Origin of the sequence: Amycolatopsis halotolerans, from assembly GCF_042647905.1 — a bacterium.
GTDB classification, from domain to species: domain Bacteria; phylum Actinomycetota; class Actinomycetes; order Mycobacteriales; family Pseudonocardiaceae; genus Amycolatopsis; species Amycolatopsis halotolerans.
Genome location: NZ_JBHRWI010000079.1, coordinates 48,395 through 65,883, shown reverse-complemented (window position 1 = coordinate 65,883; position 17,489 = coordinate 48,395). Strand labels below are relative to the sequence as shown.

At 69.7% G+C, this 17,489-nt stretch carries 18 protein-coding genes and 1 pseudogene; 10 read left to right on the top strand and 9 right to left on the bottom strand.

Annotated features, from left to right (window positions below):
* Positions 1-31: 31 nt before the first annotated feature.
* Complete coding sequence (locus ACFORO_RS45455) at positions 32-301, bottom strand: hypothetical protein (RefSeq protein WP_354751076.1); 270 nt, start codon at positions 299-301, stop codon at positions 32-34.
* A 489-nt stretch (positions 302-790) separates the two neighbouring features.
* A complete protein-coding gene (locus ACFORO_RS45450) occupies positions 791-1,702 on the bottom strand; it encodes a PAC2 family protein (protein ID WP_377873560.1) in 912 nt (303 codons plus the stop codon).
* Between the two features lie 151 nt (positions 1,703-1,853).
* Here ACFORO_RS45450 and ACFORO_RS45445 point away from each other — a divergent pair, with 151 nt between their 5' ends.
* The 3 genes from ACFORO_RS45445 to hisG all read left to right on the top strand — a co-directional run bounded on the left by ACFORO_RS45445 (position 1,854) and on the right by hisG (position 3,749).
* Positions 1,854-2,540 carry an HAD family hydrolase gene (locus ACFORO_RS45445; protein ID WP_354751074.1) on the top strand — a complete coding sequence of 229 codons (687 nt, stop codon included), beginning with the start codon at positions 1,854-1,856 and terminating at the stop codon, positions 2,538-2,540.
* 64 nt (positions 2,541-2,604) lie between these two features.
* Positions 2,605-2,868 carry a phosphoribosyl-ATP diphosphatase gene (locus ACFORO_RS45440; RefSeq protein ID WP_027927607.1) on the top strand — a complete coding sequence of 88 codons (264 nt, stop codon included), beginning with the start codon at positions 2,605-2,607 and terminating at the stop codon, positions 2,866-2,868.
* 35 nt (positions 2,869-2,903) lie between these two features.
* Entirely contained in the window at positions 2,904-3,749 is an 846-nt protein-coding gene (gene hisG / locus ACFORO_RS45435; protein ID WP_377873561.1) for an ATP phosphoribosyltransferase, read from the top strand.
* 188 nt (positions 3,750-3,937) lie between these two features.
* On the opposite strand, the gene ACFORO_RS45430 is transcribed toward hisG, so the two are convergent.
* From ACFORO_RS45430 to ACFORO_RS45420, 3 genes are all read right to left on the bottom strand, one after another.
* A complete protein-coding gene (locus ACFORO_RS45430; protein WP_354751033.1) occupies positions 3,938-4,873 on the bottom strand; it encodes a ParA family protein in 936 nt (311 codons plus the stop codon).
* Positions 4,874-4,935: 62 nt separating this feature from the next.
* Positions 4,936-5,727 (bottom strand): thioesterase family protein, encoded by a 792-nt coding sequence (locus ACFORO_RS45425; protein WP_377873562.1) that lies wholly within the window; start codon positions 5,725-5,727, stop codon positions 4,936-4,938.
* Positions 5,727-6,617 carry a RecB family exonuclease gene (locus ACFORO_RS45420; protein ID WP_354751035.1) on the bottom strand — a complete coding sequence of 297 codons (891 nt, stop codon included), beginning with the start codon at positions 6,615-6,617 and terminating at the stop codon, positions 5,727-5,729. The genes ACFORO_RS45425 and ACFORO_RS45420 overlap by 1 nt, the downstream gene beginning before the upstream one ends.
* A gap of 523 nt (positions 6,618-7,140) precedes the next feature.
* Between ACFORO_RS45420 and ACFORO_RS45415 the strand changes: the two genes are divergently transcribed.
* Together ACFORO_RS45415 and ACFORO_RS45410 are read left to right on the top strand one after the other, a co-directional pair.
* Positions 7,141-8,295 (top strand): M50 family metallopeptidase, encoded by a 1,155-nt coding sequence (locus tag ACFORO_RS45415; RefSeq protein ID WP_377873563.1) that lies wholly within the window; start codon positions 7,141-7,143, stop codon positions 8,293-8,295.
* Between the two features lie 78 nt (positions 8,296-8,373).
* Positions 8,374-9,204, top strand: coding sequence for a tRNA (adenine-N1)-methyltransferase (locus tag ACFORO_RS45410; protein WP_344274147.1), 831 nt, complete (start codon positions 8,374-8,376; stop codon positions 9,202-9,204).
* Here the strand turns inward: ACFORO_RS45410 and ACFORO_RS45405 are convergent.
* Positions 9,201-9,659, bottom strand: coding sequence for a hypothetical protein (locus tag ACFORO_RS45405; protein ID WP_354751038.1), 459 nt, complete (start codon positions 9,657-9,659; stop codon positions 9,201-9,203). The two genes, ACFORO_RS45410 and ACFORO_RS45405, sit on opposite strands and share 4 nt — an antisense overlap.
* On the bottom strand, positions 9,660-10,553 hold the full coding sequence (locus ACFORO_RS45400) for a hypothetical protein (protein WP_377873564.1): 894 nt from the start codon (positions 10,551-10,553) through the stop codon (positions 9,660-9,662).
* Between the two features lie 338 nt (positions 10,554-10,891).
* On the opposite strand from ACFORO_RS45400, the gene arc reads away from it, so the two are divergent.
* Complete coding sequence (gene arc, locus ACFORO_RS45395) at positions 10,892-12,694, top strand: proteasome ATPase (protein ID WP_344274157.1); 1,803 nt, start codon at positions 10,892-10,894, stop codon at positions 12,692-12,694.
* Positions 12,695-12,750: 56 nt separating this feature from the next.
* Here arc and ACFORO_RS45390 read toward each other — a convergent pair whose 3' ends face one another.
* Entirely contained in the window at positions 12,751-13,656 is a 906-nt protein-coding gene (locus ACFORO_RS45390) for a DMT family transporter (protein WP_354751040.1), read from the bottom strand.
* Between the two features lie 120 nt (positions 13,657-13,776).
* On the opposite strand from ACFORO_RS45390, the gene ACFORO_RS45385 reads away from it, so the two are divergent.
* Positions 13,777-14,115: a hypothetical protein gene (locus ACFORO_RS45385; protein WP_101439870.1), complete on the top strand. Its 339-nt coding sequence runs from the start codon at positions 13,777-13,779 to the stop codon at positions 14,113-14,115.
* 94 nt (positions 14,116-14,209) lie between these two features.
* Complete coding sequence (locus tag ACFORO_RS45380) at positions 14,210-15,133, top strand: aldo/keto reductase (RefSeq protein WP_377873565.1); 924 nt, start codon at positions 14,210-14,212, stop codon at positions 15,131-15,133.
* 490 nt (positions 15,134-15,623) lie between these two features.
* Here the strand turns inward: ACFORO_RS45380 and ACFORO_RS45375 are convergent.
* Positions 15,624-15,854 (bottom strand): annotated as a pseudogene (locus ACFORO_RS45375) (NUDIX domain-containing protein); the annotation flags it as partial.
* Here ACFORO_RS45375 and ACFORO_RS45370 point away from each other — a divergent pair.
* On the top strand, positions 15,777-15,953 hold the full coding sequence (locus ACFORO_RS45370) for a hypothetical protein (protein ID WP_377873566.1): 177 nt from the start codon (positions 15,777-15,779) through the stop codon (positions 15,951-15,953). The pseudogene ACFORO_RS45375 and the gene ACFORO_RS45370 sit on opposite strands and share 78 nt — an antisense overlap.
* A gap of 17 nt (positions 15,954-15,970) precedes the next feature.
* Positions 15,971-17,473, top strand: a complete 1,503-nt coding sequence (gene dop, locus ACFORO_RS45365) for a depupylase/deamidase Dop (RefSeq protein WP_354749150.1) — start codon at positions 15,971-15,973, stop codon at positions 17,471-17,473.
* Positions 17,474-17,489 lie beyond the last annotated feature (16 nt).

Sequence of the window (17,489 nt, the reverse complement as noted above, 5' to 3'; positions counted from 1 at the left end):
CGCTCGCGCCCCCGCTGTGCTCCGGCGCGGATCAGTCGAACGAGAGGCGGCAGGCCGTAGCCGCTACCTGTGCGGGAACGTAGTCGCGGCGGAGGATCCAGTAGCACTCCTCGAACGAGCCGGCGTCGCACGCGTCGTGCGCGAGCCAGGGCTCGACGTCGTACTCGCCCACCGCATAGTCCATGCAGGCGCCGAAACCATTCGCCGTCACCGGGGAAACCGGTGCCGCCGACGCTGTCGCCGCCGACGCGGTGATCGCGCCCGCCGCGAGCACTGCCGCCGCTAGAGCCTTGCCGAACATTCTCGTACCTCCTGGTCCGCGCGATGTCGCTCGCGCCAGGCCAGTCAACGAGACACGCTCGGCAGGGCACCAGAGCGGCGCGGCGTGCTCAGTCCACGGCGCAGGCGCCGTCATCCCGCCGGGCGGCCCAGGTGACTGTTCGTAGATCAGAAGCTACTGTGCGTTCCCTCTGCTGTGGCGCGCATGGCACTGCTGCCGGGCAAGCCGCTGCCCGCAGGGGTTTGCCGACCGCGAAACGGCGCTGAGGAACGTGAAATGCGACTCGCCGTGGCCCGTGAGGCCTGGGCATTCCGGGCAGTCTTCGACCGCTGCCACGGTGAGTGACGGACAGGCTCGGCTGGGCGAGCGCGGGGGCACTGTCGCCGACGGGGAGCCGGCTGCTCGCCGTCGCGCTCGACCGCTTCCTCGCCGCTTCGGCGCGTCGCGGACGAGAAGCCGCCCGCGCGCGGGTCTTCCCGGCGCGGGTACTTCACGAGGCCGACCCGCGGATCAGCGGAGGCCGAAGCCGCCGTCCTGCCCGGGCCGGCGCCGCCGCAGGTACCGCTCGAACTCGGCGGCGATCTTGTCGCCCGAGACCTCCTCCATGGTGAAGTCGGTCTCGGCGTCGCCGCGTTCCTCGAGGCTGCGCACGTACTCGCTGATTTCCTCGTCCTCGTCGGCCATCTCGCTGACCGTCTGCTGCCATTCCTCGGCCTGCTCCGGCAGCGCGCCGAGCGGGATCTCGACGTCGAGGACGTCCTCCAGCTTGTGCAGCAGCGCCAGCGTGGCCTTCGGCGACGGCGGGTGCGAGACGTAGTGCGGCACCGCGGCCCAGATCGACACCGCCGGGATGCCGGCCTGCACGCAGTAGTCCTGCAGGATCCCGACGATCCCGGTCGGGCCCTGGTAGTTGCTCACCTCGAGCCGGTACTTGCTCGCGGTGTCCTTGTCGTAGGCCGTCCCGGTGACCGGGACCGGGCGGGTGTGCGCGGTGTCGGCCAGCAGGGCGCCGAGCGCGACCACCATCGACACGTCCAGCTCCTGGACGTGCTCCACGATCTCCGCGCAGAACTTCCGCCAGCGCATGTTCGGCTCCGGGCCCTGCACCAGCACGAGGTCGCGGTCGAAGCCCTCGGGACGGCACACCGAGAGCCGCGTGGTCGGCCATTCGACCCGGCGGGTGATGCCGTCGACCATCTTCACCGTGGGGCGGCTCACCTGGAAGTCGTAGTAGTCGTCCGGCTCGAGCTCGGCCAGCGGCGTCGCGTCCCACGTGAGCTGGAGGTGTTCGATCGCCTGACTCGCCGCGTCCCCTGCGTCATTCCAGCCTTCGAAAGCCAGGATCATGATCGGGCGTTGGTCATCGGCGCGGTCCTGCTCCGGGTCGCCGGGCCGCGGGGTGTCGTCGACAGGCTCACTCACCTGACCAGCCTACGGCCTTGGGCACCTACGCTGCGCAGCGTGTCCGCCCCCGCGTGTCACGGAGCGGGTGTGGCCCCGCTCACGACGGCCCGCGTGGGACGCTGGAGGCGAGCGCGCCCGGCCGGAGCGGCGCACCGGACAAGGAGAAACTGTGACTGCACCGTCCTCTTCGGACGGACTGGCGGCTGTCCTCTGGGACATGGACGGCACCCTCGTCGATTCCGAGAAACTGTGGGACGTCGCGCTGTACGAGGCCGCCGAGGCGCTCGGCGGCACGCTTTCGGAGGAGATCCGGATGACGCTCGTGGGGTCCAACATGGACGCCACCGCCACCGTGCTGCTCGAGCAGACCGGCCGTCCGGTCACCCCGGAAGCGGTCGCGGAAACCGGGGAGTGGATCCGCCGCCGCACCGCCGGGCTGTTCGACGACGCGCTGCCCTGGCGTCCCGGCGCGCGCGAGGCGCTGGCCGCGGTCCGCGCGGCCGGGCTCAAGTCCGCGCTGGTCACCTCCACCGAACGCGCGCTGACCGAACTCGCGCTCGACACGATCGGGCGGGAATTCTTCGACGTCACGGTCTGCGGCGACGAGGTCGACGGCCAGAACAAGCCCCTCCCGCGGCCGTACCTGAAGGCCGCCGAACTGCTCGGCGTGCCGCCGTCCCGCTGCGTCGCGGTCGAGGACTCGCCGCCGGGCGCGGAATCGGCCGAAAGCGCAGGCTGCACGGTGCTCGTCGTCCCCAACGACGTGCCCGTCCCGGACGGCCCGCGCCGGGTGTTCCGCACGTCGCTGGCCGGCGTCGGCGTGCCCGAACTGGCGGCGCTGCTGCCCTCGCTGTGACCTCGGCGGCATCCGGGTCACCCGGAACGGCGCGGACGGGCGCGGGATGAAAGGATCCGGCCTCGTGAAGACCTTCGATGAGCTGTTCGCGGAGCTTGCCGAGCGCGCGCGTACCCGTCCCGACGGGTCCGGCACCGTCGCCGCACTGGACGCCGGGGTGCACGCACAGGGCAAGAAGGTGCTCGAAGAGGCGGGCGAGGTGTGGATCGCCGCCGAGCACGAGTCCGACGACCGGCTGTCGGAAGAGATCTCGCAGCTGCTGTACCGGGTGCAGGTGCTCATGCTCGGCCGGGGAATCTCGACCGAGGACGTGTACCGCTACCTGTGACGCGCTCGCGCACCGGATACCGAGGAGAAACCGAAATGCTGCGTGTTGCCGTGCCGAACAAGGGAGCCCTCGCCGCCGCTTCGGCGGAGATGCTTTCCGAGGCGGGCTACCGCAAGCGACATGACGGCAAGGACCTGACCGTCCTCGACCCGGTCAACGAGGTCGAGTTCTTCTTCCTCCGGCCGAAGGACATCGCCATTTACGTCGGTTCCGGCGAACTGGACCTCGGGATCACCGGGCGCGACCTCGCGCTCGACTCGGGGGCGCCGGTGGACGAGGTGCTCGCGCTCGGGTTCGGGGCGTCGACGTTCCGGTACGCCGCGCCCGCGGGCCGGGACTGGAAACCGGCCGACCTGCACGGGAAGCGGTTGGCTACCTCTTATCCGCGGCTGGTTCGGGACGATCTTGCTCGGCACGGGGTCGAGGCTGAGGTGATCCGGCTGGACGGGGCGGTGGAGATCTCGATCCAGCTTGGGGTCGCGGACGCTATTGCCGATGTGGTCGAGTCTGGAAGGTCGTTGCGGCAGCACAACTTGGTGGCGTTCGGGGAGCCGATTTGTTCGTCTGAGGCTGTGTTGTTGCAGCGGGCTGCGAGTGAGGGGTCTCGGGCCAAGTCGCAGTTGGCGGCTCGGTTGCAGGGGGTGGTGTTCGCGCAGCACTACATGATGCTGGATTACGACTGCCCTCGGGAGATTTTGGAGCGGGCTATTTCGATTACGCCGGGGTTGGAGTCGCCTACTGTGGCTCCGCTGGCGGATGAGAAGTGGGTTGCTGTGCGGGCGATGGTGCCTCGTAAGGAAGTTAACCGGATTATGGATGAGTTGGCTGAGACTGGTGCCAAGGCTGTGTTGGCGTCGGATATTCGGTCCTGTCGGTTGTAGTCCTGTCGGTTGGAGCGGTCACCAGCTGTGTTTTTGGCGTCGGCTTCGCCGCCGCGGGCGGGATCGCTTTTAAGCCGGCGTTTGGGGGCTCACCGGCGTGAGGGGCCTTCGGCCTGTCACGCCGGTGAGCCCCCAAACGCCGGCGCGATCCCGCGTTGTGGTCCTGTTGGTCTGAAGTGGACGGTGCCTTAGCGCGGGCGGTTGGGGCGTTTGGGCATCAGGTCGTACAGCTTCTTGCGGGCGCCGTTGTCGTTGACGTTGCGGGCGACTGCCACCTCGGAAATGAAATCCTCGAACACGAACTCGTCGTCGGCGGGGACCTCGGTGGGGCCTGGGTTTTGGGCTAGGTAGCTGTCCAGGGTTTCGGCGATTTCCCGGAACGAGACTGCTTGGATGGTCTCCGGGGCGAAGGTCGTGACTGGGACGCCGTGGGCGGCGGCCTCGTTCATCACTACGCCCAGCGGGACGTGCGAGAGCATCGGGACCCCGAAGGAGTACATCTCCTGCAGCGCGGCCGCGGCGTAGTGCGAGATGGGGCGGCGGTAGAGACCCGGGACGATGCCGAACCACGCGATGGGGGCGCGGCCGGTGGTTTGTTCTACGTAGCGGACCTGTTCCGACAGCAGGCGCAGGGCCCGGATGCTCGTTTTGTCCGGCTGGACCGGGACCAGGATGCCGTGCGAGGCGGCCAGCGCGTTGTTCGTCAGGACGTCCTGGGCCGGCGGGCAGTCGATGATCACGTGGTCGTAGTGGGCGAACTGGATCACCCTCGCCAGCTGCCAGCCGGGCACGCGGAACTGGTCCAGCCTGCGGATCAGGTCGAACATGCCGGGGGACGTGGGGATCACGTCGAACGCGCCGCCGCGGCCGATGTTGCTGCGCGGGTGCGGCACCGCCAGCTGCTCGATCGGGCCCTTCCACAGCTTCGTCAGCGCCTTCGCCAGGCTCGGCGCGTCCGCCGGGACCTCGTCGATGCCGAGCATCTCGGTGGTCGCGTGCCCCTGCGGGTCGAGGTCGACGAGCAGCACCCGCCTGCCGCGTTCGGCGAGGGCCGCGGCCGCGCCCACGCTCAGCGAGGTTTTGCCCACCCCGCCCTTCTGGTTGACCACCGAGGTGATCTGCATGCCGGAGCGCTCCCTTGTCGGTCGTTCCGCGAAGGCTATCGGACTCGTGCGCCGCGGCGCGCTCATCCGCCCCCGGCCTGTCGCGGACGCACCAGCAAAGCCTGCGCGCCGGTGCCGACCGGACCGGAACGATCGTGCAGCGTACTGGTCGCGGTGCCGACGCCGTGCGGCCCGACCAGCGTCACCGCGTCGAGGCCGATCCACTCGCCCTCGGGGATCCGGCGCAGGTGCACGGTGAGTTCCGAGTTGATGAACCACCACTCGGCTGTCGGCAGGAAGTGCGACACCCCGTTGCCGGAGTCGGCGATGGCGAACAGCCGTTGCAGGCCCGTCGGTTCCTCGCCGTCGACCAGCGGATACCGCTGCCGCGCCCATACCGCGGCCGGGCCGGGAGCGGAGATCGCGCCCCGGACCGAACGCCATTCGATCGCGTGGAGGTAGCCGCCTTGCCAGTCGTCCGGGAAGGCCGCTTCGCTGCCGGCGTCGGCCGCGGGCAGCAGCGGACCGCCGTCGGTGGCGATGTCGGCGGTGTCCGACGTCGCGATCCGCCACCCTGACGCCCGCGCGACCGTCCGGCCGTTCGCGGACAGCTCGGACTGGATCAATTCGACGGTCCGGCCCGGCCGTTCGATCCACGACCGCTGCTCCAGTTCGCCCACCGGAGCCGGGCCGAGGATCTCGACCGTCACCCGCGCCAGCTGCGCCGGATGGTTCGACTCCAGCCGTTCGAGCCCGCGTACCAGCAACGCCGACGGCGGGCCGAAATGCTGCGCGCCCGGGTTCCACGGGCCGGTGGTGTGCTCAGTCGCCTCGTACCGCTCGCCGCCGAGCGGGAGGAAGAACGCGTCGCCCATCAGTCGGCCCGGTCCAGGACGGTTTCCTCGCCCGGATCAGGCTCCGGCCAGCCCGGGTACTCCGGCGGCGTGCCGCCGAACTCCGGGCAATGCGCCTGGTGATCGCACCACGAGCACAGCTTGCCCTTGTTCGGCCGGAAATCGCCGGTCTTGCCCGCCTTCAGGATGGCCTGCCAGATCGCTTCCAGCGTGCGCTCGAACCGCACCAGCTCGGCTTCGTCCGGCGTGTAGGCCAGCGACTGCCCGTCGGTCAGGTACATCAGCTTCAGCTGCCGCGGGACCACCCCGCGCAACCGCCACAGCACCAGCGCGTAGAACTTCATCTGGAAGAGGGCCTTGGCCTCGCCGATTTCCCGCGGCGCGGCGCCGGTTTTGTAGTCCACGACCCGGATCTCGCCGGTCGGCGCGACATCCACCCGGTCGATGTACCCGCGCAGCAGCACCCCCGAGCCCAGCTCGATCTCGACGTGCAGCTCGCACGCCTCCGGCTCCAGCCTGCGCGGATCTTCCAGCTCGAAGTACGAGTCGAGCAGTTTTTCGGCCGAAGCCAGCCACTTGTCGGTCTCGCCGGGTTCGCCGTCCGCGAACAGCTCTGTCCACTCCGGACTGTCGCCGGACAGCTCCGTCCACGTCGGGGCGAGGAGTTCCTTGGCGCGCGGAGCTACTCGTTCGGCGGCGGGGAGGGCGAAAAGCCGCTCCAGAACCGCGTGGACGAGTGTGCCGCGCAGTTGCGCCCTGGTGGGGACCTCCGGCAGACGGTCGACTGCGCGGAATCGGTAGAGCAGCGGGCACTGCTTGAAGTCGCTCGCCCGGGACGGCGACAACGCAGGCCGCCTCCTGGCGGGCGCGCCTGCCTCGGGAGGGGTGGTGACCGTGGCGGTGTCGGACATGGGGCAGAGCGTAACGCCGGGGTACGACAATTGTTTGGTCCCGGCTTCGCCGGGACGTGCGAGATCGCTCTCAAGCTGGCGCGATCTCGCGTTGTGGTCGGGTTGGGGGTGTGTGGTGGGGCTCGATGGGCCGGGGGAGGCGGTGCGGCTTCCGGGGGCCTCGGGATTTTTTGTGTTGTATTGGAAAAGAAGAGCCGGGAGTTTGTCTAGCGGTGGCAGAGGGCTGGATCTCTCGACGGGCGTGGGCGAGGTTGTCGAGGGGGCACGGTGACGGGCCGTCTGATCGTGCGTTGCTGTTGATCCTTCATGGGGAGAATCGGGCGTGGCGGACGGACGCCGATCCGGGGCTGTGGAGACGGCGACGTCGCCTGTCACGGGGAGTTCCGGAGGCGGGTCGCGTCGGCGAATCTGGAAAGCCCGTGACGCCGGGAGCCGCCGGAATCCGGGGGCGGCGAGACGACACCACCCGTCCGGGGCGACCGGGTCACCGGCTTCCCACACGCCGACCCCTACGCTGTCCGGCATGGCCGCGACCAGTCAGCACGGCGCCGGGCCCGCTCGGCGAGCCGGCGGGGACGGCGGCCTGCTGCTGTTCCGGGTCGGCGGGGTGCCCGTTTTGCTCGCCCCGTCGTGGTGGATCGGGTCGCTCGTCATCGTGGTGCTTTACGCGCCGCTGGTCGGGCGGCTGCTGCCGGACGTTTCGACGCCGACTTCCTGGCTGCTCGCCGCCGCGTTCGCGGTGCTGCTCGGGCTTTCCGTGCTCGCGCACGAACTGGGCCACTGTCTCGTCGCGCTGCGGCTCGGGATTCCCGTCCGGCGGTTGCGGCTTTTCCTCCTCGGCGGACTGTCCGAAGTGGCCCGTACGCCGCGACGGCCGGGGCAGGAAGGGCTTGTCGCGGCGGCGGGTCCGGCGGTTTCGCTGGTGCTGGGCGGATTCTGTTCGCTGCTGCTCTTCGCAGTCCCGCCGAACGGTGCGGTGTGGCTGCTCGTCGCGGAGTGCGCGGTCGCCAACTTCGCGGTCGGGTTGTTCAATCTCCTGCCGGGATTGCCCTTGGACGGCGGACGGCTCGTGCGCGCCGGGGTCTGGGCGATGACCGGGCTCCGGGCCAAGGGAACGAAGGCCGCGGTCGCCGGCGGCGCGCTGGTCGCGACCGGGCTGATCGTGTGGGCGCTGCTCGGCTTGGCGATGCAGAGCCCGGACCGCTGGCTGCGGCTCGGCGTGTGCGTCGTGACCGCGTGGTTCGTGATCCTCGGCGCGCGGTCCGAGCTGGCCGCCGAAGCCCGGCGCGGCTGGCCTGCCGGGCTGGAACTGTCCGATTTGGTGCGTCCAGTGCTGCAGCTGCCCGCGGAAAGCCCGGTCTCCGACGCCTTGGCCGCGTCGGCGGGACGGGGCGTCGTGCTGGTGCGCGCGGACGGTGTCGCGGCCGGATTGCTGGACGAGCAAGCCGCGCAGCAGCTGGCGAGCATCAGTCCGCACGCGCCCGCCGAACAGGCCGCCGAGCCGATCCGTGCGGAGACCGTGTTGCTGGCGTCGGAACCGGGCGAGGAGATCGCCGAGCGCGTGCGCGAGACGCCTGCCTGGCAGTTCCTCGTGGTCGACGACGAAGGCCGCCCCGCGGGAGTGTTGCGCCGCGAGGACCTGCGGACCGCGCTGATGCAGGGCCGTCGCGCTCAGTGAGGCACCCGCGCACGACGCGCGCGGGACGACCTGCGAGGATTCGACGTCGGCGTTCCGGGTTTGCAGTGGAGGAAGAAGTTGTCGGTCAGCGGACCGTTTCGTGCAGGTGACCGGGTTCAGCTGACGGACTCGAAAGGCAGGCACTACACCCTCACGCTCGCCGACGGCGGCGAGTACCACACGCATCGCGGCGCCCTCGCGCACGACGACCTCATCGGCCGTCCCGAGGGCAGCGTGGTCACTTCGGCGGGCGGCAGCACGTATCTCGCGCTGCGGCCGCTGCTCCCGGACTACGTGCTGTCGATGCCGCGCGGCGCTCAGGTCATCTACCCGAAGGACGCCGCGCAGATCGTGATGTGGGGCGACATCTTCCCGGGCGCGCGCGTCCTCGAAGCCGGCGCCGGTTCGGGCGCGCTGACTTGCTCGCTGCTGCGCGCGGTCGGTCCGGCGGGACAGGTGTTCTCCTACGAGATCCGCGACGACCACGCCGAGCACGCCGAACGCAACGTCACGAAGTTCTTCGGCGAGAAGCCGGACAACTGGACGCTCACCGTCGCCGATCTGGCCACGCACACCGGCGAGGTCGACCGGGTCGTGCTGGACATGCTCGCGCCGTGGGACCAGTTGCCGAACGTCGCCGCGCACCTCGTGCCCGGCGGAGTGCTGACGGTCTACGTCGCGACTGTCACCCAGCTGTCCCGCGTCACGGAATCGCTGCGGGAACAGCAGTGCTGGACCGAGCCGGAGTCGTGGGAGACGCTGATGCGGCCTTGGCACGTCGTCGGCCTCGCGGTGCGGCCGGACCACCGGATGGTCGCGCACACCGCTTTCCTGCTCACCGCACGCCGTCTCGCCGACGGCACGGTGTCGCCGCGGGTTTCACGACGGCCCAGCAAGGGCAAAGGCTAACCAGGGACGCACCAGCGACCGTTCTCGCGCCGAAGCGGGAACGGTGTGTTTTTGTGCCCGCCGGCGCCTTCGACCCGGACGGTCACGGTGGCTTCGTCGCCCGCGATCGCCGGCTGTCCGGTGAGTGAGACGCGAAGCGGGCCCGCGGCGTCCCATTTCGACTGGAGTTCCTTCAACGCCGCCGCAGTTTGCGGTTTGCACGTGAGAGTGCCGAATTCGGCGGAGTCGGCGCGCGTGATCGCGTCGACGAGAGTGCGCGCGAGCGAGGCGATCGCGGCCTGATCCGCCGCGGGCGCGGGACTCTGGGACGCGCTGCTTCGCGGCGGAGGCGGGGGAGCGGGCGGCTCCGTCGTGGTGCGGGCGGGCCCCGGCAGGCCGATCGAGACCAGGCCGAGGACACCGCCCGCGACAGCGACCGCGAGCAGGACGAGTGCCGTGCCGAGCCGGCGTCTCACCTAGTGGTCCGTGCTGACCTTCCCGAGGCACCAGGCCCCGCCCTGGCGCAGGGCGGTGAGGGTGCCGTCGGCGGTCTTCGTGGACGTCGTGACGTGGTACTTCACCGTGGCCTGGTCGCCGCTTTCCTGCGGGCTGCCGGTCAGCTCGAAGTGGATGCCCGAGGGCATCTTGTCGGTCGGCTTCTGGCCCTTGGTGAGGCTGGTGCAGAGCAACGAGTACAGCCCGTCGGTGTCGGAGCTGTTGTACGCCGCCGAAGCGGCGTCGAACAGCTCGCCCGAGGTGGCCTTCGCGCCGGACGCGGCCGGGTAGTTGCCGCTGCTCGAACCCGAGGACGAGGAGCTCGACGGGGACGACGACGAACTGCCGCTGGACTGCGGGGCCGCGACCGGGGCCGAGGACGACGCGGGCGGGGCGGCGTTCTTGGTGTCCTTGCTGTCGCCGGTGAGCCAGATGACCAGGCCGGTCCCGCCGCCGAGGAGGACCACCGCGGCGATCGCGATGCCGACGATCAGGCCGGTCTTCTTCTTTTTCGGCGGCTCCTCGCCGAACCCGCCGAACTGGCCTCCCGGCTGCTGCCCGAACGGCCCGCCGGGCTGGCCCGGTTGCCCGGGCTGCTGTCCGAACTGCCCGAACTGGTCCGGCTGCTGGCCGTACTGCGGGGGACCGCCCGGCTGCGGGTATCCGCCCTGGTAGGGGCCTTGGCCGGGGGCTCCGGGACCGCCGGGGCCGGGCGCGGAGGGGAATCCGCCGGACTGCGGGCCCTGCGGCGGCTGCCCGCCCTGGTTCCATCCGCCCTGCTGAGGCTGCCCGTACGGCTGCTGGCCGCCGGGCTGCTGCCCGTACGGGTTCGGCTGCTGTCCGTAGCCGCCGGGCTGCTGCGGCGGATAAGTCATTTCGGTTCCCCCTGCCGTGCGAACGAAAGTCCTGGCCACGTGCGGAGCGTGGCCACCCGGGGATGCTAGCCAGCCGCGCGCCTTCGCGCGCAGCCAACCCGCAAGTCGGGTTTGCGGTCCGCGCCGCCGGGCATCCGCGATGCGTTCGGTTCCGCGTTGCGGAAACCCGCGCGGAGCGGATTCCCGTCCGCGGCACCGAATCGGCCGCTTGCGCTGCGCTCGCGGCCGTGCTGGCCGGAAGAAAAAGCGCGACGCGCCGGTCTTGTGATGCGGAAAGGCCTTTTCTTGTCGGTGATCGCCGGTACCGTGGAATGAAAAGCACTCCGAGGAGGTGCCCGATGCATCATGACCTTCCCGGAGGTCGGCGCGAGGAGGCCGACCCTTCAGCAACCGGCGGAGCAGGGCAGACACCAGAGGAACAAGCCCGGCAGATCCGTTTTCTCGAGGAAGAAGTGGCGCTGCTGCGCCGCAGGCTCACCGATTCCCCGCGACAGAACCGCGTTCTCGAACAACGTCTCGCCGAGGCGTCGGAACGGGTGAGTCAGCTCACCGAGCGGAACACGAAACTCGTCGAAACTCTGCGCGAGGCGCGGGGTCAGCTGCTCGCCCTCCGCGAAGAGGTCGACCGGCTGGCCCAGCCGCCGAGCGGCTACGGGGTGTTCGTCGAGGCGTACGAGGACAACACGGTGGACGTCTACACCGCGGGGCGCAAGATGCGCGTCTCGGTGTCGCCCGCGGTGGAGGTCTCGTCGCTGCGGCGCGGGCAGGCGTTGCGGCTCAACGAGGCGCTCACGGTCGTCGAAGGCGGCGATTTCGAGCGCACGGGCGAGGTGTGCGCGCTGCGCGAAGTGCTCGCACCGGACGTCGAGGGCGGGGCCACGCGCGCTCTCGTGGTCGGCCACGCGGACGAGGAGCGGGTCGTCCTGCTTTCCGGTCCGCTGTCCGAGCAGCCGCTCAAACCGGGCGATTCGCTCCTGGTGGACTCCAAGGCGGGCTACGCCTACGAGCGAGTTCCGAAGGCGGAGGTCGAGGACCTCGTGCTGGAGGAGGTGCCGGACGTCCGCTACGAGGACATCGGCGGCCTGACCCGGCAGATCGAGCAGATCCGCGACGCCGTGGAGCTGCCGTTCCTGCACGCGGACCTGTACGAGCAGTACCAGCTGCGCCCGCCGAAGGGCGTCCTGCTCTACGGCCCGCCCGGCTGCGGGAAGACGCTCATCGCCAAGGCGGTGGCGAATTCGCTGGCCAAGAAGGTGGCCGAGGCTCGCGGGGACCAGGCGGACGGCAAGTCCTACTTCCTCAACATCAAGGGCCCGGAACTGCTGAACAAGTTCGTCGGCGAGACCGAGCGGTCGATCCGGCTGATCTTCCAGCGGGCGCGGGAAAAGGCCTCCGAGGGCACCCCGGTCATCGTGTTCTTCGACGAGATGGACTCGATCTTCCGCACCCGCGGCTCGGGCGTGTCGTCCGACGTGGAGACGACGATCGTGCCCCAGTTGCTGTCGGAGATCGACGGCGTCGAGGGGCTGGAGAACGTCATCGTCATCGGCGCCTCCAACCGCGAGGACATGATCGACCCGGCGATCCTGCGGCCGGGCCGGCTCGACGTGAAGATCAAGATCGAGCGTCCGGACGCCGAGGGCGCGAAGGACATCTTCTCGAAGTACCTGGCCGAGGGCCTGCCGATCCACGCCGACGACCTGGCGGAGTTCGGCGGGGACCAGAAGGCCACGTTCGACGCGATGATCCAGCACACCGTCGAGCGGATGTACGAGGAGAGCGACGAGAACCGGTTCCTGGAGGTCACCTACGCCAACGGGGACAAGGAAGTCCTGTACTTCCGCGACTTCAACTCGGGCGCGATGATCCAGAACATCGTGGACCGGGCGAAGAAGTCGGCGATCAAGTCGGTGCTCGAGACCAAGCAGCCCGGCCTGCGCGTGCAGCACCTGCTGGACGCGATCGTCGACGAGTTCGCGGAGAACGAGGACCTGCCCAACACCACCAACCCGGACGACTGGGCCCGGATCTCCGGCAAGAAGGGCGAGCGGATCGTCTACATCCGCACCCTCGTCACCGGCAAGAACCAGGAATCGGGGCGGGCGATCGACACCGCCACGAACACCGGTCAGTACCTGTAGCGCACCGTGAACCTTGTGGGGCCGCCGGATCGTCTCCGGCGGCCCCACAGGCCGTTTCAGACCCGTTCCAGGACCGGTTGCCGCGTGCGGGAAAGCCGCCCGTGCGACGCCAGGATCCCGAGCACCACGAGCAGCGCGCCGACGGGTTCGTTCCAGTGCACCGGCTCGTCGAGGACCAGCACTCCGAGCAGAACGCCGACCACTGGAGTGAGGTAGGTCACAGCAGACGCGTTGGCCGCGCCCCAGGCGGTCGCGATGGCGGTGTTCCACGTGTAGGCCACGCCGGTGCCGAGCACGCCGAGCGCGAGCATGGACAGCACCACGGCGAGATTCAGGCGCACCGGCTGCGCGGCGATCACCGGTGTCGCGGCGAGCAGAATGACGGTGGCGAAACCGGTTTGCCCGAACGCGACGACGACCGGGTCGGGATTGCGCGGCGACACGAATTTCCGCAGATACACGAAAGCCATGCCGTAGCAGGTGGTCGCGCCGAGACAGGCGAGTTGCGCGAGGACTTCGTGGCTGAGGTCGATCCCGCGCCAGACGCCGACCAGCGTGAGCACGCCCGCGAAGCCGATCAGCAGCCCGGCGGTTTTCGGGCGGGTGAGCCGTTCGGCGGGCAGGGCCGCCGCGGCGAACAGCATCGTCAGCAGGGGAGTGGTGGCGTTGAAGATGCTGGCGAGCCCGGACGCCACGTACTGCTCGGCCCACGAGTACAGCAGGAACGGGCCCACGCAGAACAGCAGCGAAACCACCGCGAGATGCGCCCACAAGGCGGGATCGCGGGGGAGCGATCGCCTGCGCAGCACCAGGAACGCGCCGAGCGTCAACGCGCCCAGCGCCACGCGGGCGAGCGCGACCTGAGCCGGCGACAGCCCCTCCAGGCCCACCTTGATGAACAGGAAACTCGCGCCCCACACGACGGCGAGCGCGACGAACCGGGCGGCGATGCCGAACCTCACTGAACCTCCGAAACGGCCGGATGACTGCTGCGGCCAGTCAACGTCCGCGCCACGCCCGGAGTCCAGCAGGTTTCCGTCACTGTGTTCGACATCGGTGTATAACGCCCTATACTGCGCCGCGTGAGTACAGACAACGCCCGCCCGCGCCCGCCGATCACCGAAGCCGACGTGCTGGCCTGGCTCGAGACGACCGCTGCCGCCGTCCAAGCGGGGGAGCTGAACGCCAACGACCTGATCGACCTGCTGGGGGAGTTGCGCCGGGCGTCCGCGGCCTGCGCCGACGCCTCCGACTGGGCGCTCCTCGCTGCCCGGGAGGAAGGGGCCAGCCTCCGTCAAATCGCGCCTGTCTTCGGCAAAGGCTACGTCCGGGCACCCGCCGCGCGCCTTGAGAAACTTCACCGCCAAGCCCAGAACTCCGGCCAATGGTTGGCCATCCTCCGGCACAAACAAAGTGTATAACGTCCTATACATCTGGCGATAAGAAAACGCTTCGCGTCGCCTCGCCTAAACTTTTTCCGCAATTCCGAAATCCAGCAAAGACAAGGGGGCCCCGATGGACCGCATCGCGGTGGGGCTGGCCGCGCTCGGCCGTCCGGCATACATCAATCTGGGACGGGACTTGCCCGCAGTACGGGACGTTCCGTCGATGCGGGCCGCGACGCACGAGGTGCTCGACGCGGCGTATGCGGCGGGAGTCCGGTGGGTCGACGTCGCGCGGTCTTACGGCCGTTCGGAGGAGTTTCTCGGCGGCTGGTTGGCCGAACGCGGACACCGGGATGTGACTGTGTCCAGCAAGTGGGGCTATCGCTACGTGGGCGAGTGGCGGCTTGATGCGGATGTCCACGAGGTCAAGGAACACACGCTGCCGCGGTTTCGTGAGCAGTGGGCGCAGACACGGGAGCTCCTGGCGGGGCACGTGGATCTGTACCAGGTTCATTCGCTCACTGTGGACAGTCCACTTTTCACTGATCCGGCTCTGATCGACGCGCTGGCCGGGCTTTCCGGCGACGGCGTCGAGGTCGGCTTCTCAACATCCGGACCCGCGCAGGCGGACGTGGTGCGCCGGGCGTTCGAGTTGGAATCGGGCGGGCAGCCGGTGTTTTCGTCGGTTCAGTCGACGTGGAATGTGTCCGAGCCTTCGGTCGGCCCGGCGTTGGCGGAGGCGCGGGCGGCCGGGAAACGGGTGCTGGTCAAGGAAACTCTCGCGAACGGGCGGCTCGTCGCGGAGGCTCCGGAGCCGCTGCGGCGGATCGCCGGGGCGCACGGCGTCGGCCCGGACGCGATCGCGGTGGCCGCGGTGCTCGGGCAGGAGTGGGCTCCGGTGGCGGTGCTCGGTCCGTCGAGCACGGCGCAGCTGACCGCGAACCTCGCTGCCACGCAGGTCCGGTTGAGCGACGACGAGCGTTCTGTGCTGGGGGGACTGGCGCGGGACGCGCGGGAGTACTGGGCGCATCGATCCCACCTCGGGTGGAGTTGAGCGATTGCATTACCCTCGGGGGCCAGCATGGCCCGGGGCGAACGGGCACCATTGAGCGCGGAGGGGCAACGTGCGTCGTCGGCAGGTGCCAGCAGTCGCTGTGCTGGTCGGGCTGGGGGCGCTGGCCGGGCTCGCCGGATGCGGCAATCGGCCCAACAATCTCGAGACTTATTACGACGATCCGGCTCCCTCGCCGGGTACTAGTGCGCCAGTGGCTCCGCCGGTGTCGCGGGCCGTTGATCCTCCGGTGGTTTCTTCTTCGGCGGTGCCGGATCCGGGGCGGGCTCAGGCGGCGTTGTTGTCTGATTCGGACGTTGCCGAGGAGGGTGTTGCGCCGGGCTCGGGGCGCGTTTCGGGGTGTTTGAACGGGTTGGCTGCTGGGGAGCGGAAGTCGGTTAGCTGGGTTTATCCGAGCGGGTCGGCGTTGACGCATGAGGTGACGGTGTATGCGGGCCGGTCTGGGGAGGATGTCGTGGCGGGCGCGCATTGTGGTGAACAGCGGTTCCGGGTCCACTCCGTGGACGCCTAGTTCTTCGGCTAGTTCTCGGCGGGCACAATCCGCCGGGGTTTCGCCTGCGGCTACTACTCCGCCTGCCCAGCAGTCCCAGGTGCTCGGGAAAGTGTCCTTGTCCGCGGTGCGGAGGTGCACGTAGACGTTGCGGCCGTCGCCCGATCGGACGAGGACTACGCCGGCGGCGTGCCAGAGTCCTTCCGCCCGCACTCGGGAGCGGAGGGCCTCGCCTACTGCGTGGCCTGCGTCGTCATAGAGGGCAACGAGTTCGTCACTGCCTGGCATGGGGGCATCGTCGCACGCGTCTAACCCGTAGGGTGGTGGGCATGCGTCGGATCATGGGAACCGAAGTCGAGTACGGCATCGCCGTGCCCGGGGACGCCACGGCGAACCCGGTGCTCACCTCGACTCAGGTGGTGCTGGCCTACGCCGCGGCTGCGGACATCCCGAGGGCGCGCCGGGCGCGCTGGGACTACGAGGTGGAGTCGCCGTTGCGCGACGCGCGCGGGTTCGACCTGACCGGGCCGGGCGGTCCGGGGCACGATCCGGACGTCGAGGACCTCGGCGCGGCGAACGTCATCCTCACCAACGGTGCGCGGCTGTACGTGGACCACGCGCATCCGGAGTATTCGGCGCCGGAGGTCACGAACGCCCGGGACGCCGTCATCTGGGACAAAGCGGGCGAGCGGGTGATGGAGGAGGCCGCGTTGAAGGCGGCCACCGTCCCGGGGCAGCCGCCGTTGCAGCTGTACAAGAACAACGTGGACGGCAAGGGCGCGAGCTACGGCACGCACGAGAACTACCTGATGCAGCGGTCGACGCCGTTCACCGCGGTGATCGGCGGGCTGACGCCGTTCTTCGCGTCGCGGCAGGTGATGTGCGGTTCGGGCCGGGTCGGGATCGGGCAGCAGAGCGAAGAAGCGGGTTTCCAGCTTTCGCAGCGCTCGGACTACATCGAGGTCGAGGTCGGGCTGGAGACCACGCTCAAGCGCGGGATCATCAACACGCGCGACGAGCCGCACGCGGACGCGGACAAGTACCGGCGGCTGCACGTGATCATCGGGGACGCGAACCTGTCGGAGTACTCGACGTATCTGAAGGTCGGGACGACGGCGCTGGTGCTGGACCTGATCGAGGCCGGCGTGCGGTTCGACGACCTGAAGCTGGACGAGCCGGTGCGGGCGGTGCACAAGATCAGCCACGACCCGACGCTGAAGACGAAGGTCGAGCTGGCGAACGGGAAGAAGTTCACCGGGCTGGACCTGCAGTTCGCCTACCACGAGCTGGCGTCGGCGAACCTCGAGCGCACGGGCGCGGACGAGGCGTCGAAGGAAGTGCTGCGGGTGTGGGGCGAGATCCTGGACGCGCTGGCGCGGGATCCGCAGGAGTGCGCGGACCGGCTGGACTGGCCGGCGAAGCTGCGGCTGCTGGAGGGGTACCGGGAGCGGGACCAGCTGGCGTGGGGCGCGCCGCGGCTGCGGCTGGTGGACCTGCAGTATTCGGACGTGCGCCTGGGCAAGGGCCTGTACAACCGGCTGGTCACGCGGGGTTCGATGAAGCGGCTGGTCACGGAGGAGGAGGTGCAGGCGGCGATCACGAATCCGCCGTCGGACACGCGCGCCTACTTCCGGGGCCGGGCGCTGGAGAAGTACGCGTCGTCGATCGCGGCGGCGTCGTGGGACTCGGTGATTTTCGACGTGGGCCGGGAGTCGCTCGTGCGGATCCCGACGCTGGAGCCGTTGCGGGGGACGAAGGCGCACGTCGGGAAGCTGCTGGACGCGGCGGCGACGGCGGAGGAGCTGGTGGAGGCGATCACCGGTTCGGACTAGCGCGATCCCGGCGTTT

What these genes read in the sequence shown, in the direction of transcription:
- arc (WP_344274157.1), top strand. Translation starts at nt 10,892, where the DNA reads ATGCATCATGACCTTCCCGGAGGTCGGCGCGAGGAGGCCGACCCTTCA.
- ACFORO_RS45430 (WP_354751033.1), bottom strand. Translation starts at nt 4,873, where the DNA reads ATGCAGATCACCTCGGTGGTCAACCAGAAGGGCGGGGTGGGCAAAACC.
- ACFORO_RS45415 (WP_377873563.1), top strand. Translation starts at nt 7,141, where the DNA reads ATGGCCGCGACCAGTCAGCACGGCGCCGGGCCCGCTCGGCGAGCCGGC.
- dop (WP_354749150.1), top strand. Translation starts at nt 15,971, where the DNA reads ATGCGTCGGATCATGGGAACCGAAGTCGAGTACGGCATCGCCGTGCCC.
- ACFORO_RS45455 (WP_354751076.1), bottom strand. Translation starts at nt 301, where the DNA reads ATGTTCGGCAAGGCTCTAGCGGCGGCAGTGCTCGCGGCGGGCGCGATC.
- ACFORO_RS45380 (WP_377873565.1), top strand. Translation starts at nt 14,210, where the DNA reads ATGGACCGCATCGCGGTGGGGCTGGCCGCGCTCGGCCGTCCGGCATAC.
- hisG (WP_377873561.1), top strand. Translation starts at nt 2,904, where the DNA reads ATGCTGCGTGTTGCCGTGCCGAACAAGGGAGCCCTCGCCGCCGCTTCG.
- ACFORO_RS45420 (WP_354751035.1), bottom strand. Translation starts at nt 6,617, where the DNA reads ATGTCCGACACCGCCACGGTCACCACCCCTCCCGAGGCAGGCGCGCCC.
- ACFORO_RS45400 (WP_377873564.1), bottom strand. Translation starts at nt 10,553, where the DNA reads ATGACTTATCCGCCGCAGCAGCCCGGCGGCTACGGACAGCAGCCGAAC.
- ACFORO_RS45425 (WP_377873562.1), bottom strand. Translation starts at nt 5,727, where the DNA reads ATGGGCGACGCGTTCTTCCTCCCGCTCGGCGGCGAGCGGTACGAGGCG.